This window comes from Rhodanobacter sp. B04 (assembly GCF_002001125.1).
In the GTDB taxonomy this organism is placed as follows: domain Bacteria; phylum Pseudomonadota; class Gammaproteobacteria; order Xanthomonadales; family Rhodanobacteraceae; genus Rhodanobacter.
Window position 1 is genome coordinate 97,137 of record NZ_MUNV01000018.1, and the last position, 15,103, is coordinate 112,239.

Annotated in this window: 19 protein-coding genes; 17 read left to right on the plus strand and 2 right to left on the minus strand. The window is 65.5% G+C overall.

The genetic code is table 11. The features are described 5' to 3' along the window. Positions 1-27: 27 nt before the first annotated feature. Complete coding sequence (recO, locus tag B0E46_RS13465) at positions 28-741, plus strand: DNA repair protein RecO (protein WP_077556290.1); 714 nt, start codon at positions 28-30, stop codon at positions 739-741. 8 nt (positions 742-749) lie between these two features. Here the strand turns inward: recO and B0E46_RS13470 are convergent, their stop codons facing one another. After that, positions 750-1,487 (minus strand): response regulator, encoded by a 738-nt coding sequence (locus B0E46_RS13470; RefSeq protein ID WP_077556291.1) that lies wholly within the window; start codon positions 1,485-1,487, stop codon positions 750-752. Positions 1,488-1,532: 45 nt separating this feature from the next. On the opposite strand from B0E46_RS13470, the gene B0E46_RS13475 reads away from it, so the two are divergent. The 11 genes from B0E46_RS13475 to fabV all read left to right on the plus strand — a co-directional run bounded on the left by B0E46_RS13475 (position 1,533) and on the right by fabV (position 12,233). Then, positions 1,533-3,554: a hypothetical protein gene (locus B0E46_RS13475; RefSeq protein WP_077556315.1), complete on the plus strand. Its 2,022-nt coding sequence runs from the start codon at positions 1,533-1,535 to the stop codon at positions 3,552-3,554. Positions 3,555-3,601: 47 nt separating this feature from the next. After that, positions 3,602-4,207 (plus strand): YdbL family protein, encoded by a 606-nt coding sequence (locus tag B0E46_RS13480; protein WP_077556292.1) that lies wholly within the window; start codon positions 3,602-3,604, stop codon positions 4,205-4,207. 85 nt (positions 4,208-4,292) lie between these two features. Continuing rightward, positions 4,293-5,633: a 23S rRNA (uracil(1939)-C(5))-methyltransferase RlmD gene (rlmD, locus tag B0E46_RS13485; RefSeq protein ID WP_077556293.1), complete on the plus strand. Its 1,341-nt coding sequence runs from the start codon at positions 4,293-4,295 to the stop codon at positions 5,631-5,633. Positions 5,634-5,642: 9 nt separating this feature from the next. Continuing rightward, positions 5,643-6,164 (plus strand): CYTH domain-containing protein, encoded by a 522-nt coding sequence (locus B0E46_RS13490; RefSeq protein ID WP_077556294.1) that lies wholly within the window; start codon positions 5,643-5,645, stop codon positions 6,162-6,164. Then, a complete protein-coding gene (gene nagZ / locus B0E46_RS13495; RefSeq protein WP_077556295.1) occupies positions 6,158-7,174 on the plus strand; it encodes a beta-N-acetylhexosaminidase in 1,017 nt (338 codons plus the stop codon). Before B0E46_RS13490 ends, nagZ begins: the two co-directional genes overlap by 7 nt. Then, on the plus strand, positions 7,171-7,731 hold the full coding sequence (locus B0E46_RS13500) for a hypoxanthine-guanine phosphoribosyltransferase (protein ID WP_077556296.1): 561 nt from the start codon (positions 7,171-7,173) through the stop codon (positions 7,729-7,731). The genes nagZ and B0E46_RS13500 overlap by 4 nt, the downstream gene beginning before the upstream one ends. Beyond that, the gene (locus B0E46_RS13505; protein WP_077556297.1) at positions 7,728-8,474 is read left to right on the plus strand and encodes an S-methyl-5'-thioinosine phosphorylase; all 747 of its coding nucleotides are present in this window, start codon (positions 7,728-7,730) and stop codon (positions 8,472-8,474) included. Before B0E46_RS13500 ends, B0E46_RS13505 begins: the two co-directional genes overlap by 4 nt. Positions 8,475-8,633: 159 nt before the next feature. Next, positions 8,634-8,840 (plus strand): cold-shock protein, encoded by a 207-nt coding sequence (locus B0E46_RS13510; protein ID WP_072320702.1) that lies wholly within the window; start codon positions 8,634-8,636, stop codon positions 8,838-8,840. Positions 8,841-8,919: 79 nt separating this feature from the next. Then, positions 8,920-9,957: a N(4)-(beta-N-acetylglucosaminyl)-L-asparaginase gene (locus B0E46_RS13515; protein WP_077556298.1), complete on the plus strand. Its 1,038-nt coding sequence runs from the start codon at positions 8,920-8,922 to the stop codon at positions 9,955-9,957. Between the two features lie 12 nt (positions 9,958-9,969). Next, positions 9,970-10,713 (plus strand): copper homeostasis protein CutC, encoded by a 744-nt coding sequence (locus B0E46_RS13520; RefSeq protein WP_077556299.1) that lies wholly within the window; start codon positions 9,970-9,972, stop codon positions 10,711-10,713. A 317-nt stretch (positions 10,714-11,030) separates the two neighbouring features. Further along, complete coding sequence (fabV, locus tag B0E46_RS13525) at positions 11,031-12,233, plus strand: enoyl-ACP reductase FabV (protein ID WP_077556300.1); 1,203 nt, start codon at positions 11,031-11,033, stop codon at positions 12,231-12,233. A 123-nt stretch (positions 12,234-12,356) separates the two neighbouring features. Here the strand turns inward: fabV and B0E46_RS13530 are convergent, their stop codons facing one another. Continuing rightward, positions 12,357-13,274, minus strand: coding sequence for a hypothetical protein (locus B0E46_RS13530; protein WP_139350549.1), 918 nt, complete (start codon positions 13,272-13,274; stop codon positions 12,357-12,359). 253 nt (positions 13,275-13,527) lie between these two features. Between B0E46_RS13530 and B0E46_RS13535 the strand changes: the two genes are divergently transcribed. From B0E46_RS13535 to B0E46_RS13555, 5 genes are all read left to right on the plus strand, one after another. Further along, a complete protein-coding gene (locus B0E46_RS13535) occupies positions 13,528-13,797 on the plus strand; it encodes a YlcI/YnfO family protein (protein ID WP_077556302.1) in 270 nt (89 codons plus the stop codon). Next, positions 13,794-14,102 carry a type II toxin-antitoxin system RelE/ParE family toxin gene (locus B0E46_RS13540; protein ID WP_077556303.1) on the plus strand — a complete coding sequence of 103 codons (309 nt, stop codon included), beginning with the start codon at positions 13,794-13,796 and terminating at the stop codon, positions 14,100-14,102. The genes B0E46_RS13535 and B0E46_RS13540 overlap by 4 nt, the downstream gene beginning before the upstream one ends. 9 nt (positions 14,103-14,111) lie before the next feature. Continuing rightward, a complete protein-coding gene (locus B0E46_RS13545; protein ID WP_077556304.1) occupies positions 14,112-14,291 on the plus strand; it encodes a hypothetical protein in 180 nt (59 codons plus the stop codon). Positions 14,292-14,430: 139 nt separating this feature from the next. Continuing rightward, entirely contained in the window at positions 14,431-14,658 is a 228-nt protein-coding gene (locus B0E46_RS13550; RefSeq protein WP_077445514.1) for a type II toxin-antitoxin system PrlF family antitoxin, read from the plus strand. Further along, the gene (locus tag B0E46_RS13555; protein WP_077556305.1) at positions 14,658-15,059 is read left to right on the plus strand and encodes a type II toxin-antitoxin system VapC family toxin; all 402 of its coding nucleotides are present in this window, start codon (positions 14,658-14,660) and stop codon (positions 15,057-15,059) included. The genes B0E46_RS13550 and B0E46_RS13555 overlap by 1 nt, the downstream gene beginning before the upstream one ends. Positions 15,060-15,103: the final 44 nt, after the last annotated feature.

Sequence of the window (15,103 nt, forward strand, 5' to 3'; positions counted from 1 at the left end):
CTCCTCACTCCTCACTCCTGATTTTTCATGCGCCTCGAACAGCAACCGGCCTTTGTCCTGCACGCGCGGCCGTATCGCGAGACCTCGCTGCTGCTGGAATGCCTGACCCGGGAACACGGTCGGCTGGGCGTGGTGGCGCGCGGGGTGCGCGGTGAGCGCAGCCGCCTGCGGCGCGCCCAGCTCGAACCGTTCCAGCCGCTGGCGCTGGACCTGCTGCTGCGCGGCGAGCTGGCCACGCTCACCGCGGTCGAGGCGGTCGGCATGCCGTTGCGCTTGACCGGCGACGCCGGCCTGGCCGGGCTCTACCTCAACGAACTGGTGGTGCGCCTGACCGAGCGGCAGGATCCGCTGCCGCCGCTGTTCGATGTTTACGGGCAGACGCTCGCGCGGTTGGCCGGCGACGAGTCGTTGGCGTGGAGCCTGCGCCGCTTCGAACGCGACCTGCTGGAGGCGATCGGCTATGGCCTGCAGCTGCACTACGAGTCCGATAGCGGCGAGCCGCTGGAGTCCGGTGCGCATTATCGCTATCTGGTCGAGCAGGGCGTCGTGCGTTGCACGCCAGGCCATGCGCAGGCGCTGCGCGGCAGCGACCTGCTGGCCCTGGCGCAGGATCAACCGCCCGATCATGCCGGCCTGAAGAGCCTGCGCAACCTGATGCGCGAAGTGATCCGTTTCCACCTCGGTGGCGGCGAGCTGCGTGCCTGGCGCGTGCTGGCGCTGGCCATGTCACATCGCAGATAGCCGCGCGGCTAGCGCTCCAGCGCCTGCAAGGTCGTCAGCAGCGTCTTGCGGAAGCGGGTCAGCGCGGCGGGGGTCGCTTCGCGCTCCGCCAAGCGCTGCTGCAGCCATATCGTCTGCACCGACAGCGCGGCCGCGCCGCAGAAGCCGCAGGACGAACGCAGCCGATGCAGACGCTCGCCAAAGCCGAACCGATCCCGGCTCAGCGGCTCCAGTTCCTGTTCCAGCAGGATCAGTTCCTCGCGCAGCAGTCGCCGCAGCGCCAGCATGGTGGCGGCGTCGCCGGTGCTGGTGAGTGCGGCCTGGTCGTCGAGCACGCAGGCGTCGGACCGTTCCGGCTGAACCAGCATCAGCACGCGCCGCAGGTCGGCCATGCTGCAGGGCTTGAGCAGAATCTCGGTGAAGCCGGCGGCGAGCAGCGACTGGCGGTCGCGCGGCGCCAGTTCGGCGGTGGTGGCCACGGCGATGCATTCGGCCGAACCGGCCTGCGGGTTGCGCCGCAGCGAGGTGAGAATCTGCAGCGCACCGGCTCCCGGCATGCGGCAGTCCAGCAGCAGCAGGTCGAATACCTCGGCGCAGGCGTGCTGCAGGGCCGCGGTGCCGTCGGCACAAGCCTGTGCCTGGGCGCCCAGCGAGCGCAGGCCATCGCACAGGAAACGGCAACTGGCAGCGTCATCGTCGGCCACCAGCACCCTTGGCGACAGGTACGGGACAGGTGCGATGAAGGGTGTATCCGGTTGGGTCGGCATGACGAAATCGTTGTCGTTCAGCTTTATTTGGCAGAATGGCGCGACATGCGTTCCACATCAAGCCATCTTTTGCTGTGTTGCTGCCTTCTGCTGGGACTCGGCTGGGTGGCGCCTGCGCGTGCGGATGTGCTGCTGACGGCCAGGTCGGTCAACGTGCCTGGCGCCCATCTGCAGCAGGTGACGGTGAGGATCGCCGAAGAGGCCGGCGGCGGGTTGCACCTGCGGCTGAGTGCGGCGCAGGCGGACGTGCCGGCGATGGGTTGGCAGCGGCTTGGCCTGACGCTCGACGGCAACCTGCAGCGCGACGAGCGCCTGCGCTGGCTGTTCGACGGCAACGTGCGCCTGGCCGGGGCACCGGGCGGTGCGCTCAGCGATGCCCGCGTGAGCATCCAGTTGAGCGAGTCGGCCAATACGCTCCTGGTCGATCTGCTGCAGGGCAAGGCGCAGGCCAACACGGCGTTGCCGCTGGATCAGCTCAGCCATGCGCAGATCAGCCTGAAGAATCTTCCCGCCGGCTGGCTGCAGGGCCTGCTCGCTACGGTCTGGGCAGGGCGCTCCACCGGCGGCCGGCTCGATGCCGAGCTGGCACTGGACGTGCGCGATACCGGCCTGCAGTCCTCCGGGCAGTTCACCCTCAATGGCGTCGGCTTCGATACGCCGACCGGCACGCTGGCCGGGCAGGCGATGAACGGCAATGGCCGGTTCAGCCTGGACACCACCGTGGCGCCGGCCGCGATCGATCTGGACGCCAGCCTGCGTGGCGGCGAGTTGCTGCTGGGGCCGCTCTACGCGAAGTTGCCGGATCACACCGTGCAATTGGGCCTGCATGCCAGCATGCAGAGCGGCGCATTCGACGTGCACCACCTGCGGGTGAGCGATGCGGATGCGCTGCAGCTCGACGGCGCGCTTGCATGGAATGCCAAGGGCGAACTGAAGACGCTGAAACTGGATCACTTCCACGCCAGCTTCCCGACGGCTTACCAGCGCTATGGCCAGGCCTGGCTGAATACCCTGGGCTTGCAGGGCATGAACATCGCCGGCCAGTTGAACGGGAGCCTTGAGCTGCATGAGGAGGGCCTGCGCAGTTTTGCGTTCGACACCGACGGCCTGAGCATGGCCGATGCGAACGGGCGACTGGCGGTCGAAGGCTTGCGCGGCGGCCTGGACTGGTCGGCCCAGGGTGACCGGCCGGCAACCACGCTCGGCTGGCGCAGCCTGCAGTTCTACCGCATAGCCAATGGCGCCGCGCAGTCGCAATGGCAGAGCCGCGCCGGCACGCTCGGCCTGCGCCAGCCGTTCGAGGTTCCCGTGCTGAAGGGCCAGCTGCGTGTCGGCGAGCTGGACTGGCGTCCGGCGGCGGCGAAAGGGCAGCGGCTGGAGACCTCGCTGGTGCTGACCGGCGTCGACATGGCGGCGTTCAGTCGTGCGATGGGCTGGCCGGCCTTCCCCGGCACCCTGGGCGGGGCCATTCCCGCGCTGCGCTGGGTCGACGACCGCTTCGAGCTGCAGGGCGGCCTGTCGGCCAACGTGTTCGGCGGTTTCGTCGACATCACCCGGCTCTCGCTGCAGCAGCCGTTCGGGGCCAGCCCGGTCTTGAGCGGCGACCTCACGCTGAAGCAGCTCGATCTGGGTGTCGTCACCAGCGTGTTCGATTTCGGCAATATCACCGGTCGCATGGACGGTTCGATCGACGATCTGCGGCTGGTCAACTGGAACCCGGTCGCGTTCAAGGCGAGCCTGCTTGCCGACGGCGGCGGGCGGATCAGCCAGCGTGCCGTGAACAACCTGACCTCGGTCGGTGGCGGCAGCCTGGCGGGCGGGCTGCAGGGGGCCATGCTGAAACTGTTCAAGACGTTCGGCTACAGCCGGATCGGTCTCAACTGCAGCCTGCAGGGCACGGTCTGCCAGATGAGCGGGCTGGGGGCCAGCGGCGGCGGTTACACTATCGTCGAAGGGAGTGGTTTGCCCCATTTGCAGGTGATCGGCCATCAGACCCAGGTCGACTGGCCGACGCTGGTGCGGCGGCTGCGCGATGCCATCAACGGCACCGCTCCGGAAGTCCGCTGACCGAAGCTGCCTGCTTTTCCCATGTGTTTTGACTGCTGGAGTCTGTCATGCGCAAGCTCGTCTACCTGATCCTGACGTCGCTGGCCGTGGCCCTGGTCGGCTGCGTCACCATCAACGTGTATTTCCCGGAGGCCGCCGCGCAGAAGGCCGCCGACCAGTTCATCGGCAATGTGCTGGATGGCGCCGCGCAGCCTGCGACGCCGGCGCCGCAGCCCGCGCCTGCCAAGCGCGGCAGTGGCAGGCAGCCGTCCGCGATGCTGCTCGACCTGCTGATTCCCGCCGCATATGCCGCCGATACGCCGAACATCCTCATCCAGACCGGCACCAGTGAAGCGATTCGCGGGCGCATGCGCGAACGCTTCCAGGGCGCGCTCGGCGCGCTGCTGGACAGCGGTGCGGTCGGTTTCACCAGCGACGGCATGGTGGTGATGCGCGATGCGACGAAAGTGCCGCTCAGCCAGCGCTCGCAGGCCAGCGCCACGGTGGCCGACGAGAACCGCGACCGTGCCGCGCTCTATCGCGAAATCGCCAATGCCAACAACCATCCCGAGTGGGAGTCGCAGATCCGCGCCGCCTTCGCCAAGGGCTGGATCGAAAAGGCGCATGCGGGTTGGTATTACCAGGATGCCGGCGGCGCCTGGCAAAGGAAGTAAGCGCTGGCGCCAGGCGATGGGCGGTGCTCGGGCCGATCTGTGATAATTGGCGGCCAGCCAGCACGGCCTCATTCGTCCAAGCCTCATGTCCCGATCCAACTCCGTTCCGTCGACTCCCTTCGAAGCCCACATCACCGACCTCAGCCATGACGGTCGCGGCGTGGCCCGTATCGACGGCAAGGCGGTCTTCGTCAGCGGCGCACTGCTGGGCGAACAGGTGCTGGCCAGGCTGCGCAAGCGCCATCGTCATTTCGACGAGGCCGAAGTCGTCGAGCTGATCACCCGCTCGCCGCACCGGGTGGAGCCGCGTTGCCGGCACTTCGGCGAGTGCAGCGGCTGCTCGTTCCAGCACCTGGACGCCGAATCGCAGATCGCCACCAAGCAGCGCGTGCTGGCGGAGAACTTCGAGCGCATCGGCAAGGTGGTGCCGCAGTCGTGGCTGCCGCCGCTCACCGGCGAGCCGTGGGGCTACCGGCGCAAGGGTCGCCTGTCGGTGCGCAACGTGGTGAAGAAAGGCCGCGTGCTGGTGGGTTTCCGCGAGGAGGAGAACCCGCGTTTCGTCGCCGACATCCAGCAATGCGAAGTGATGCATCCGGCGCTGGGGCCGAAGATCGGCCTGCTCGCCGAGCTGCTCAACGGCATGGATGCGGCCAACGACATCCCGCAGATCGAGTTTGCCGGCGGCGACGACACCATGGCGCTGGTGTTCCGCCACATGCAGCCGCTCAGCGAGCGCGACCGTGCCGCCCTGGTCGCGTTTGCCCAGCAGCACGACCTGGCGATCTACCTGCAGCCGGGCGGCAACAGCAGCGTGCATCCGCTGTGGCCGGAACAACCGCGGCTGGCGTTCCGCATCGCCAGTGGCGACGCGGACATCGAAGACGTCGAGCTGGAGTTCCAGCCGCTCGACTTCGTGCAGGTCAATGCCGACATGAACCAGCGCATGATGGCGCGCACGCTGGAGCTGCTCGACCCGCAGCCGACCGACCGCATGCTCGACCTGTTCTGCGGCCTCGGCAACTTCACCCTGCCGATCGCCCGTCGTGTCGCTGAGGTAGTCGGCGTCGAAGGCGAGCACGGCCTGGTCGAGCGTGCCGCGCAGAACGCCGCGCGCAACGGCATCGACAACGCGCGCTTCCACGTGGCCAACCTGTTCGAGGACCAGCGCAGCGCCGACTGGGCGCGCCAGCCGTGGGACAAGCTGCTGCTCGATCCGCCGCGCGCCGGTGCCGACAAGGTGCTGGACTACCTGCCGCACAAGCACACCCGCCGCATCGTGTACGTGTCCTGCCATCCGGGGTCGCTGGCGCGCGATGCCGGCATCCTGGTGAACCAGCACGGTTTCAAATTGAAGTCGGCGGGTGTGATGGACATGTTCCCGCATACCGCACATGTCGAGTCGATTGCATTGTTCGAGCGCGACTGAGTCGAACGCATGGGCATCGAAATCGAACGCAAGTTTCTTCTCGCCAGCGACGGCTGGCGCGCGGCCATCGCGCGCAGCGAGTCGATCGCGCAGGGTTATCTGGTCGGTGCACAGGCATTGCGCGATGGCAATGCGCGTGCTTCGGTACGCGCACGGCTTGCCGGCGAGCAGGCGTGGTTGAACATCAAGGCCGCGACACCTGGCATCGCACGGGCCGAGTTCGAGTATGCGATACCGGTAGCTGATGCCAGGGTCCTGCTGGCCACGCTGTGCGATGGCGTGCTGGAAAAGGTCCGGCACCATGTCCGGGTCGATGGCGTGCTGTTCGAGATCGACGAATTCCTCGGCGACAACGCCGGGCTGATCGTGGCCGAGGTCGAGCTGCCGGCCGTCGATGCAGCGTTCCCGCGGCCGCCATGGCTGGGGCGCGAGGTGAGTGCGCTGATGCGCTACTACAACGTCAACCTGATCGCGCATCCGTACCGGCAATGGTCGCCGGCCGAGCGCGCCGCCGAGGATGCTGCATGCTGATGATCGGCGTGGCCGGGCTGCAACTGGCCGAACACGAAAAACCCTGGCTCACCGCGCCGGGAGTCGCCGGCGTGCTGCTGTTCGCGCGCAACTACCAGTCGCGCGAACAGCTGATCGCCCTGTGCGAATCGATTCGCGAGACCGGCGGCGACCAGCTGCTGATCGCGGTCGACCAGGAAGGCGGCCCGGTACAGCGCTTCCGCGATGGCTTCACCCGCCTGCCGCCGCTGGCGACCATCGGCGCGGTCCACGACCGCGATCCCGGCGAGGCGGTGCGCCTGGCCGAAGAGCACGCCTGGGTGATGGCCAGCGAGCTGCGCGCCAGCGGCGTCGATTTCAGTTTTGCGCCGGTGGTGGACCTGGCCCGCGGCAACGCGGCGATCGGCCTGCGCGCCTTGCATGCCGATCCGGCGGTGACCGCCGAGCTGGCGCAGGCCTATGTGCGCGGCATGCACCTGGGCGGCATGGCGGCGGTACTCAAGCATTTCCCGGGGCATGGTTCGGTCGCCACCGATACGCACAAGGCGCAGGCGATCGACCCGCGCAGCCTGGAGCAGATCCGCCGCGACGACCTGCTGCCGTTTGCCGAATGCATCGAGGCGCGGGTCGAGGCGGTGATGATGGCGCACGTGACCTATCCGGCCGTGGACAGCCAGCCGGCCGGCTATTCGAAAGTGTGGATCGAACAGATCCTGCGCGGCGAGCTGGGCTTTGCCGGCGCGGTGATCAGCGACGACATCAGCATGGCCGCCGCGGGCGCTGCCGGCAGTGTGGGCGAGCGGGTCAGAGCGCATCTGGATGCCGGTTGTGACCTGGTGCTGGCCTGCTTCCCCGACGTGGTGGACGAAGCGATCGCTGCGATGCAGGGCGATGTCGCAGCGATGCCGCCGCAGCTTGCCGCCATGCGCGGCGCGCTCGGCGCCAGCTGGGCCAGCCTTACCGACAACCCACAGCGCGACCGTTTCGTCGCGCGCATCACGGCACTGAATGCCGAACCAGGAATGGCATGAATACTTCGACCCCCTTGCTTGCCGATGCCCTCGTCCACTCCGACCTCCTGCACGAGCGTGGCGAACTGGAAACCGTGATCGCCGACATGGGCCGCCGGATCGACGCGGCGCTGGACGGCGAGTGCGCGGTCTTCCTCACCGTGATGAACGGCGCCCTGATCTTTGCCGGCCAGCTGGCCCTGGCGATACGCACCGATCTGGAATTCGACTACGTGCATGCGACGCGCTACCGCGGCGCCACCTCCGGCAGCGAGCTGCACTGGCTGCGCGAGCCGCTGGTGCCGCTGGCCGGTCGCGTGGTGCTGCTGGTCGACGACATCCTCGACGAAGGCCACACGCTCAAGGCGGTGCGCGGCGACTGCTACCGGCGCGGCGCGAAGCGCGTGCTGATCGCCAGCCTGTGCACCAAGCGGCATGACCGCCTGGTCGAAGGCATCGCCTCCGATTTCAACGGCGTCGAGCTGCCGGACCGCTACGTGTTCGGCTACGGCATGGACTACCACGAACAGGGACGCAACCTGCCGGGCATCTATGCACTGAAGGAGACCGCCGCATGAGCACCATCGACCTGGCCGTGATCGGCGGCAGCGGCCTGTACAGCTTTCCGGGCCTGGAAAATGTCACGCGACACGCGGTGGACACGCCTTACGGCACGGCTTCGGGCGATGTGGCAATCGGCGATTTCGCCGGCAGGCGGGTGGCCTTCCTCGCGCGCCATGGCGAGAGCCACACTTTGCCGCCGCACCGGGTCAACTACCGCGCCAACCTGTGGGCGCTGCACAGCCTGGGCGCGCGACAGGTGATCGGCGTCAATGCCGTCGGCGGCATCCGCGGCGACATGGGCCCGCGCGTGGTCGTGGTGCCCGACCAGCTGATCGACTACACCCATGGCCGCTACACCAGTTTCTGTGATGTCGACGGTGCGCAGGTGAAGCACATCGACTTCAGCGAGCCGTATACCGAGTCATTGCGCCAGCGCCTGCTGGCGGCCGCACGGGCGGTGGGGATCGGCGTGATCGGCAGCGGTTGCTACGGCGCCACCCAGGGCCCGCGACTGGAAACGCGCGCCGAGATCGCGCGGATGAAGCGCGACGGCTGCGACCTGGTCGGCATGACCGGCATGCCCGAGGCGGCGCTGGCGCGCGAGCTGGAGCTCGACTACGCCTGCCTGGCGCTGGTGGCGAACTTCGCCGCGGGTTGCGGCGACGAGGCAGAGATCAGCATCGAGGAGATCTTCGCGCACCTGGCCGCGGCCACCGCCGAGGTGCCGCGCATCCTCGCCGCCATGCTGAAAAGTTGAGTCCGGGCTGCGCTTTCGGTTGGCCAATCCGTCTTCACATATTGCGTTGCACCTTCACATATTGATATTTTCCCCGGGCCAGGGCGGCGAGCCGCAGGGGGGCAAGGGGTTCAGCACACATCCTGGCGCACCCATTCCATGGATCCAGAGGTTCACGCAATGCGTTTTGGTACGGTCAAATGGTTCAACGATGCCAAGGGTTTCGGCTTCATCGCGCCTGAGGATGGTGGGGAGGACGTGTTCGTCCATTTTTCGGCGATCAATTCCAAGGGCTTCCGCAGCCTGCAGGAAGGCCAGCGCGTGAAGTTCGAAGTCACCCAGGGCCCGAAGGGCGCCCAGGCTTCGGGCGTGGAAATCGCCGCCTGATCAACCCGCTCACCATGTAGTGCAAAATGAAAACCCCGCATCCTGTGCGGGGTTTTTTGTTTCCCCCGAGGAGCTTGCCATGGCCAACCGCAGAGATTTCCTGAAAACCTCGTTGCTCGGCGCCTCCGCCTCGCTGCTCGCCTGGGGCGGCAGGCTGAAGGCGGCCGCGCCGGCGGCACGGCCCGCCGCCGCGGTGCGCGTGGTCTCGACCTGGGACTTCGGCATCGCCGCGAACCAGGCGGCCTGGGCGATCCTCGGCAAGGGCGGGCATGCGCTGGACGCGGTCGAAGCCGGTGCGCGGGTACCCGAGGCCGACCTGAAGAACCACAGCGTCGGCCGGGCCGGTTATCCCGATCGCGACGGCCACGTCACCCTCGACGCCAGCATCATGGATCACAACTACAACTGCGGCGCGGTCGCCGCGATCGAGCACATCGCCCATCCGATCTCGGTGGCACGGCGGGTGATGGAGCGCACGCCGCACGTGCTGCTGGTCGGCGACGGCGCGCTGCAGTTCGCGCTGGAGCAGGGCTTCAAGAAGGAAGAACTGCTGACGCCGGAATCCGAGCAGGCCTGGCACGCATGGCTGAAGACGGCGAAGTACCAGCCGTCGATCAACAGCGAAGTGCGCGACTACGACAAGGCTGGCCGTCCGGGTGGCGCCAACAACCACGACACCATCGGCATGCTGGCGCTGGACGCGCACGGCAAGCTGGCCGGCGCCTGCACCACCAGCGGCATGGCGTGGAAGCTGCACGGCCGCGTCGGCGACAGCCCGATCATCGGCGCCGGCCTGTACGTGGATGGCGAGATCGGCGGCGCCACCTCCACCGGCGTCGGCGAGGAAGTGATCCGCAACGCCGGCAGCTTCCTGGTGGTCGAACTGATGCGCCAGGGCCGCACGCCGCAGGAGGCGTGCAAGGAGGCGGTGATGCGCATCGTCAAGCGCCGCGCGGAGGCGTCCAAGACCCTGCAGGTCGGCTTCCTGGCGATGAACCGCGACGGCGAGGTCGGCGCGTACGCGATCCAGCGCGGCTTCTCCTACGCCGTATGCGATGCGCACAAGCAGGACGCGCTGCTCCCGTCGCCCAGCGTCTACACCACGAACTACTCATGATCGCGTTCACCCATGCTGCTTGAGATCGCCGCCAACTCGGTCGCCTCCGCGCTGGCCGCCCAGGACGGCGGAGCGGGGCGGGTCGAACTCTGCACCGCGCTGGAACTGGGCGGGCTGACGCCGTCGCATGCGCAGATCGCGCTGGCCCGCGAACGCCTGCACATACCGCTGTACGTGCTGGTCCGCCCGCGCGCCGGCGATTTTCTCTACAGCGATATCGAATGCGAAACCATGCTGCGCGACATCGAAGCCTGCGTGGCACTGGGCTGCGACGGCGTGGTACTCGGCGCGCTCGATGCCGAGGGCAGGGTGGACGCCGCACGCTGCCGCACGCTGATCGCCGCCGCGGGAAAACTCGGCGTGACCTTCCATCGCGCCTTCGACCTCAGCCGCGACCCGGCGCAGGCACTGGAAGCCATCGTCGCGCTCGGCTGCGAACGCGTGCTCACCTCGGGTGCGCAGGCCAGCGCCGCGGAAGGCGCCGCGCTGATCCGCGATCTTGTCGTGCAGGCAAACGGGCGCGTGGTGGTGATGCCCGGTGCAGGCATCACCACGCAGAACATCGTCGCGCTGGCCACCGCCACGGGCGCACGCGAATTCCACGCATCCGCCAAAGGCCAGCTGCCATCGGGCATGCAGCATCGGCGAATGCTTCTATCCGACATGGAAGGCGGCGAGCTGCGTAGCGACGAGGGGCAGGTACGTGCGCTGGCCAGCTCGCTGCGGACATTGGCGCAGAAGCCCGCGCAGGCGTGACAGCTGCGGACAAGGTACGACCTCTGCGGGGAGTCTCAGGGGACCTCACATCCAAGCTCGTCTGCAGGGAATCTCAAGGAACCGCACGCCCAAGCTCGTCTGCAGGGAACCTCAAGGAACCGCACACCCAAGCTCGTCATCTCGGCGAAAGCCGGGATCCAGCGACTTCAAGCCGTCGAGGTGCAGCAGCACCGGGCTCCGGCTTTCGCCGTAACGACGGAGCCCGACGCAAGGTCATCCGAGATTCCCTACGGCAGCGCATGGCCCCCCAGCTTGGTTAATATGGCCAATTGCCGAACAGCAGCAGGAGCCCCCGAGTGATCATCAAGCCCAAAGTCCGCGGATTCATCTGCATCACCGCCCATCCGGTCGGTTGCGAGCACAACGTGCTCGACCAGATCAAGGTCACCCAGGCCGCGAACCACGACAAAACCAAGGGCCCCAAACGCGTGCTGGTGATCGGCGCCTCCACCGGCTACGGCCTTGCCTCGCGCATCACTGCCGCGTTCGGCTACGGCGCGGCCACGCTGGGCGTGTTCTTCGAAAAGCCCAGCAGCCCGGAGAAGACCGGCACCGCCGGCTGGTACAACTCCGCCGCGTTCGACAAGGTGGCCAAGCAGGCCGGCCTGTACAGCAAGTCGATCAACGCCGACGCCTTCGCCAACGAAACCCGCGCCCGCGCGATCGAGATCATCAAGAACGAAATGGGCGGCCCGATCGACCTGGTGGTCTATTCGCTGGCCTCGCCCGTGCGCAAGCTGCCGGACACCGGCGAAGTCGTGCGCTCGGCGCTCAAGACCATCGGCCGGCCGTTCACCAACACCTCGGTCGACACCAACAAGGACACCGTGATCGAGGCCACCATCGAGCCGGCCACCGAGCAGGAAATCAAGGACACCGTCACCGTGATGGGCGGCGAGGACTGGGCGCTGTGGATCGACGCGCTGAGCGCCGCCGGCGTGCTGGCCGAGCACGCCAAGACCGTCGCCTACAGCTACATCGGCACCGAAATCACCTGGCCGATGTACTGGCACGGCACCCTGGGCCAGGCCAAGCAGCACCTGGACAACACCGCCAAGCAACTGCGCAGCCGCCACCCTGGCCTCGACGCCTACGTCGGCGTGATGAAGTCCGTCGTCACCCAGGCCAGCGCCGCCATCCCGGTGATCCCGCTGTACGTGTCCATCGCCTTCAAGATCATGAAGGAGAAAGGCATCCACGAAGGGCCGATCGAGCAGGCCAACCGGTTGTTCCACGATCGGCTCTATCGCGCCGACGGCGCCCCCGCACCCACCGACGACGAAGGCCGCCTGCGGCTGGACGATTGGGAGCTACGCGACGACGTGCAGATCCCCTGCAAAACTCTCTGGCCCACCGTTACCACCGAAAACCTCAAGCAGATCACCGACTACGCCGGCTACAAGCACGAGTTTCTGCAGCTGTTCGGGTTTGATCGGGCGGATGTGGACTATGAGGCCGAGGTGGAGGCGGATCGGCGGTTTGATTGTTTGGAGGGGTGAGGGGCAAACAGTCGTAGGCGGTTGGAGACGTTTCTGCTTTTGCTCTTAACCGCCCATTTTGCTAGTTACGCAGAATCGAATGGAGCTGACGAGGCACAGCGTTGTCACCGTGTCTTTGTGTTCTTACTGATGCTCCCTCGCCAAACGGTTTTTCTCGTTGTCATGCTTGGCATAAGAGATCCAAGCTCGCCCGGTCTCTCCCATCGACAACCGGACTTTCTCGCTATCGGGCAGTCTCTCGATAAGAAAGCCCGAAAGCTCAATGCCTACTGGAATCTCGCCTAGTAATTGGCCGAAGATCGTCAAAGATAAAGTTGTGGTGCAGTAGAAATTCTTATCGAGGACGTCTACAAGAGGTAGCACGGGGTCTAACTCGATGGATTCGATGTTAACGGAACGACGTTCCCCCTTTAGCAAGGCGAAGGCCAGATCAATATCGCCTACATCCTCAGTAGAGAACTCAAAGTCCTCAGTCAAGGCGAGCTCCGAATTCAGGGATTTTGCCAAGAGGTGAAGCCTGCTCAGTGTACGGGCCAAGCGCAAGAAGGGGTACAGCCCCTTGATAGCGTCCTCTGTTGCAACCCATGGTGCACGCACTCCCATGAAGGCAAGCTCGAAAAAAATTGCTCTATGCAACATGACCTGTTCTGTCCAGTTGGCAAGGGGCCTCAGCTCATCAACAGTTTGTATGGCGCGCCCAGCGATCGAGGACAGTCTGAACCCAATGCTTATCGTTACCTGACCAGAAAAATCATGCTGGACTATTCGAATGCTCAGATCATAAGCACTGTCCTTCGTTTCATTCGAGATGGCCGCGCCTTTTATGCCGCGGAATAGCTCTGCATCGAGTGCAAATTCCTGAGCGGTAATCGAATATCTATCACCAGGATATAGCCGGACAACTCCCACGTTCGTGGACATTGGGCTAATAGCGAGCGTGCCTGTTTTTGGAAATTTTTTGCTGAGCTCATCCAGTAGCGGAGAGCCTGTGACTTTGAAATTCTCTACTTCGACGGAACGTGGTAGTCCAAACTCGATCACCTCACGAAGGTTTTCGAGGTTCTCTGGTGATCCCTGAGCTGCAAATGCGATCTTGCTCTCGACATCTTTCGATCTGGCAGTCGTGGGGAAGCAGGAAGATGGTGCTGGGCGCAATGTGTGCGGGTTCGCTTGTTCAAGCCACCCCGTGGGCGGGTGTCGGGTCCGGGAGTCGTCCCAGACTCTTTCCGGCGATTTGCCCCTGTCGCTGAATTACGCCACTATGTATCGCAATTGCATCGCATCAGGAGGTTTCATGAAGACCGCGACCTTCCCCTCGCTGCGTGTGGAGCCGGCTCTGCGTGAGGCCGCAGAAGAACTTTTGCATGACGGGGAGAGTCTGTCCGGCTTTGTCGAGTCCGCGTTGCGGGCGCAGATTCAGCAGCGCCAGCAGCAGGCTGCCTTCATCGCCCGTGGGTTGGCTTCGCGTGATCGGGCCAAAGCCAGCGGAGTGTACTTTTCGTCTGGTGCGGTGCTGAAAAAGCTTGAAGCGCGATTGGCCAAGGCGAAGAAAGCCTCGGCATGACATTCAAGATCCGCTTCACGGAGGAAGCGTTGGCCGATCTTGAACGGCTGTATGACTTTGCCTTGGCACGTGAGGATGGCGACTGGACCACGGCCGAGCGCGCGCTGGACGCCATCCGCAATGGCCTGGGCTTGCTGGCGAGTTCGCCATTCAGTTGCAGGAAGGCCGCACCTGACAACACGTTTCTGCGTGAACTGATCATCGCCTTCGGTGCATCCGGCTATGTGGCGCTGTTTGAAATCGATGACGCCAAAACCGTCACCGTGCTGGCGGTGCGGCACCAGCGCGAAGACGATTACCACTGAGCATGGTCGTTGCTGGGCGATGCCATCTTCAACGACGCGAGAGCGGTGCGCGCGATCATCCGCCAGGTGAATTCGCAGAGGCTCAAGCCGGCGCACGGTCCGCAAACCGGCGTGGAGGAGGAACGGGCCGTCTACCATGCCGGGCGAGCGCTTTTGCATGCGATCCACGCGCCGCATGCTGCGCGGTAGTTGCCTGCATATCATTGGCCGGGCAACTCTCGGGGGCAGGCCACTTGCCGACACGGGAAAGTGAACCTGGCACCGATCTTTGAGCTTGCGCGACCTGGAAAGATTCCTTACTATTTATCAAATAGTAAGGAGGTCCGCCATGTCCGAAGCCGCCATGACCAGCAAGGGCCAGGTCACCATCCCCGCCGACATCCGCAAGGCGCTCGGCCTGGTCGCGGGCGAACGCGTAGTGTTTACCCAGCTCGACGACGGTTCCACCGTCATGCGTGCTAAGACTCGTTCGATGGGTGAGATCAAGGGCATGCTGAAATCCGCCGGGAACAAACGCAAGGTTTCGCTGGACGACATGCGCATCGGCCGGCGCTGATGGCCGGGCTGGATACCAATGTCCTGGTGCGCTGGCTGGTAGATGACGACGCCGGCCAGTCGCGCCGTATCGCGGAAATGCTCGAGTCCGCAGCGCGCCGGGATGAAACCCTTTTCGTACCCCTGACGGTCATGCTGGAACTGGAGTGGGTGTTGCGCTCCCGCTACGCATTTGCCAAACCCGACATCCTGCTGGCGTTGAACGCCCTGCTCGAAACCCGGGAACTGGAGTTTCAGACCGAGCCTGCCGTCGAACGTGCATTGCATGCCTATCGGCAGGGCACGGCAGACTTTGCGGACTGCTTGCATGCCGCAGCATGCTGGGTTGAGGGGACGACACCCATGCTTACCCTGGATGCCAAGGCCGCCAAGCTGGCCGATGCAAAACTGCTGGCGGCGTAATCGCTGTGCGCTTGCGGACTTCATGCGGCCGGGCGGGTTAGGGC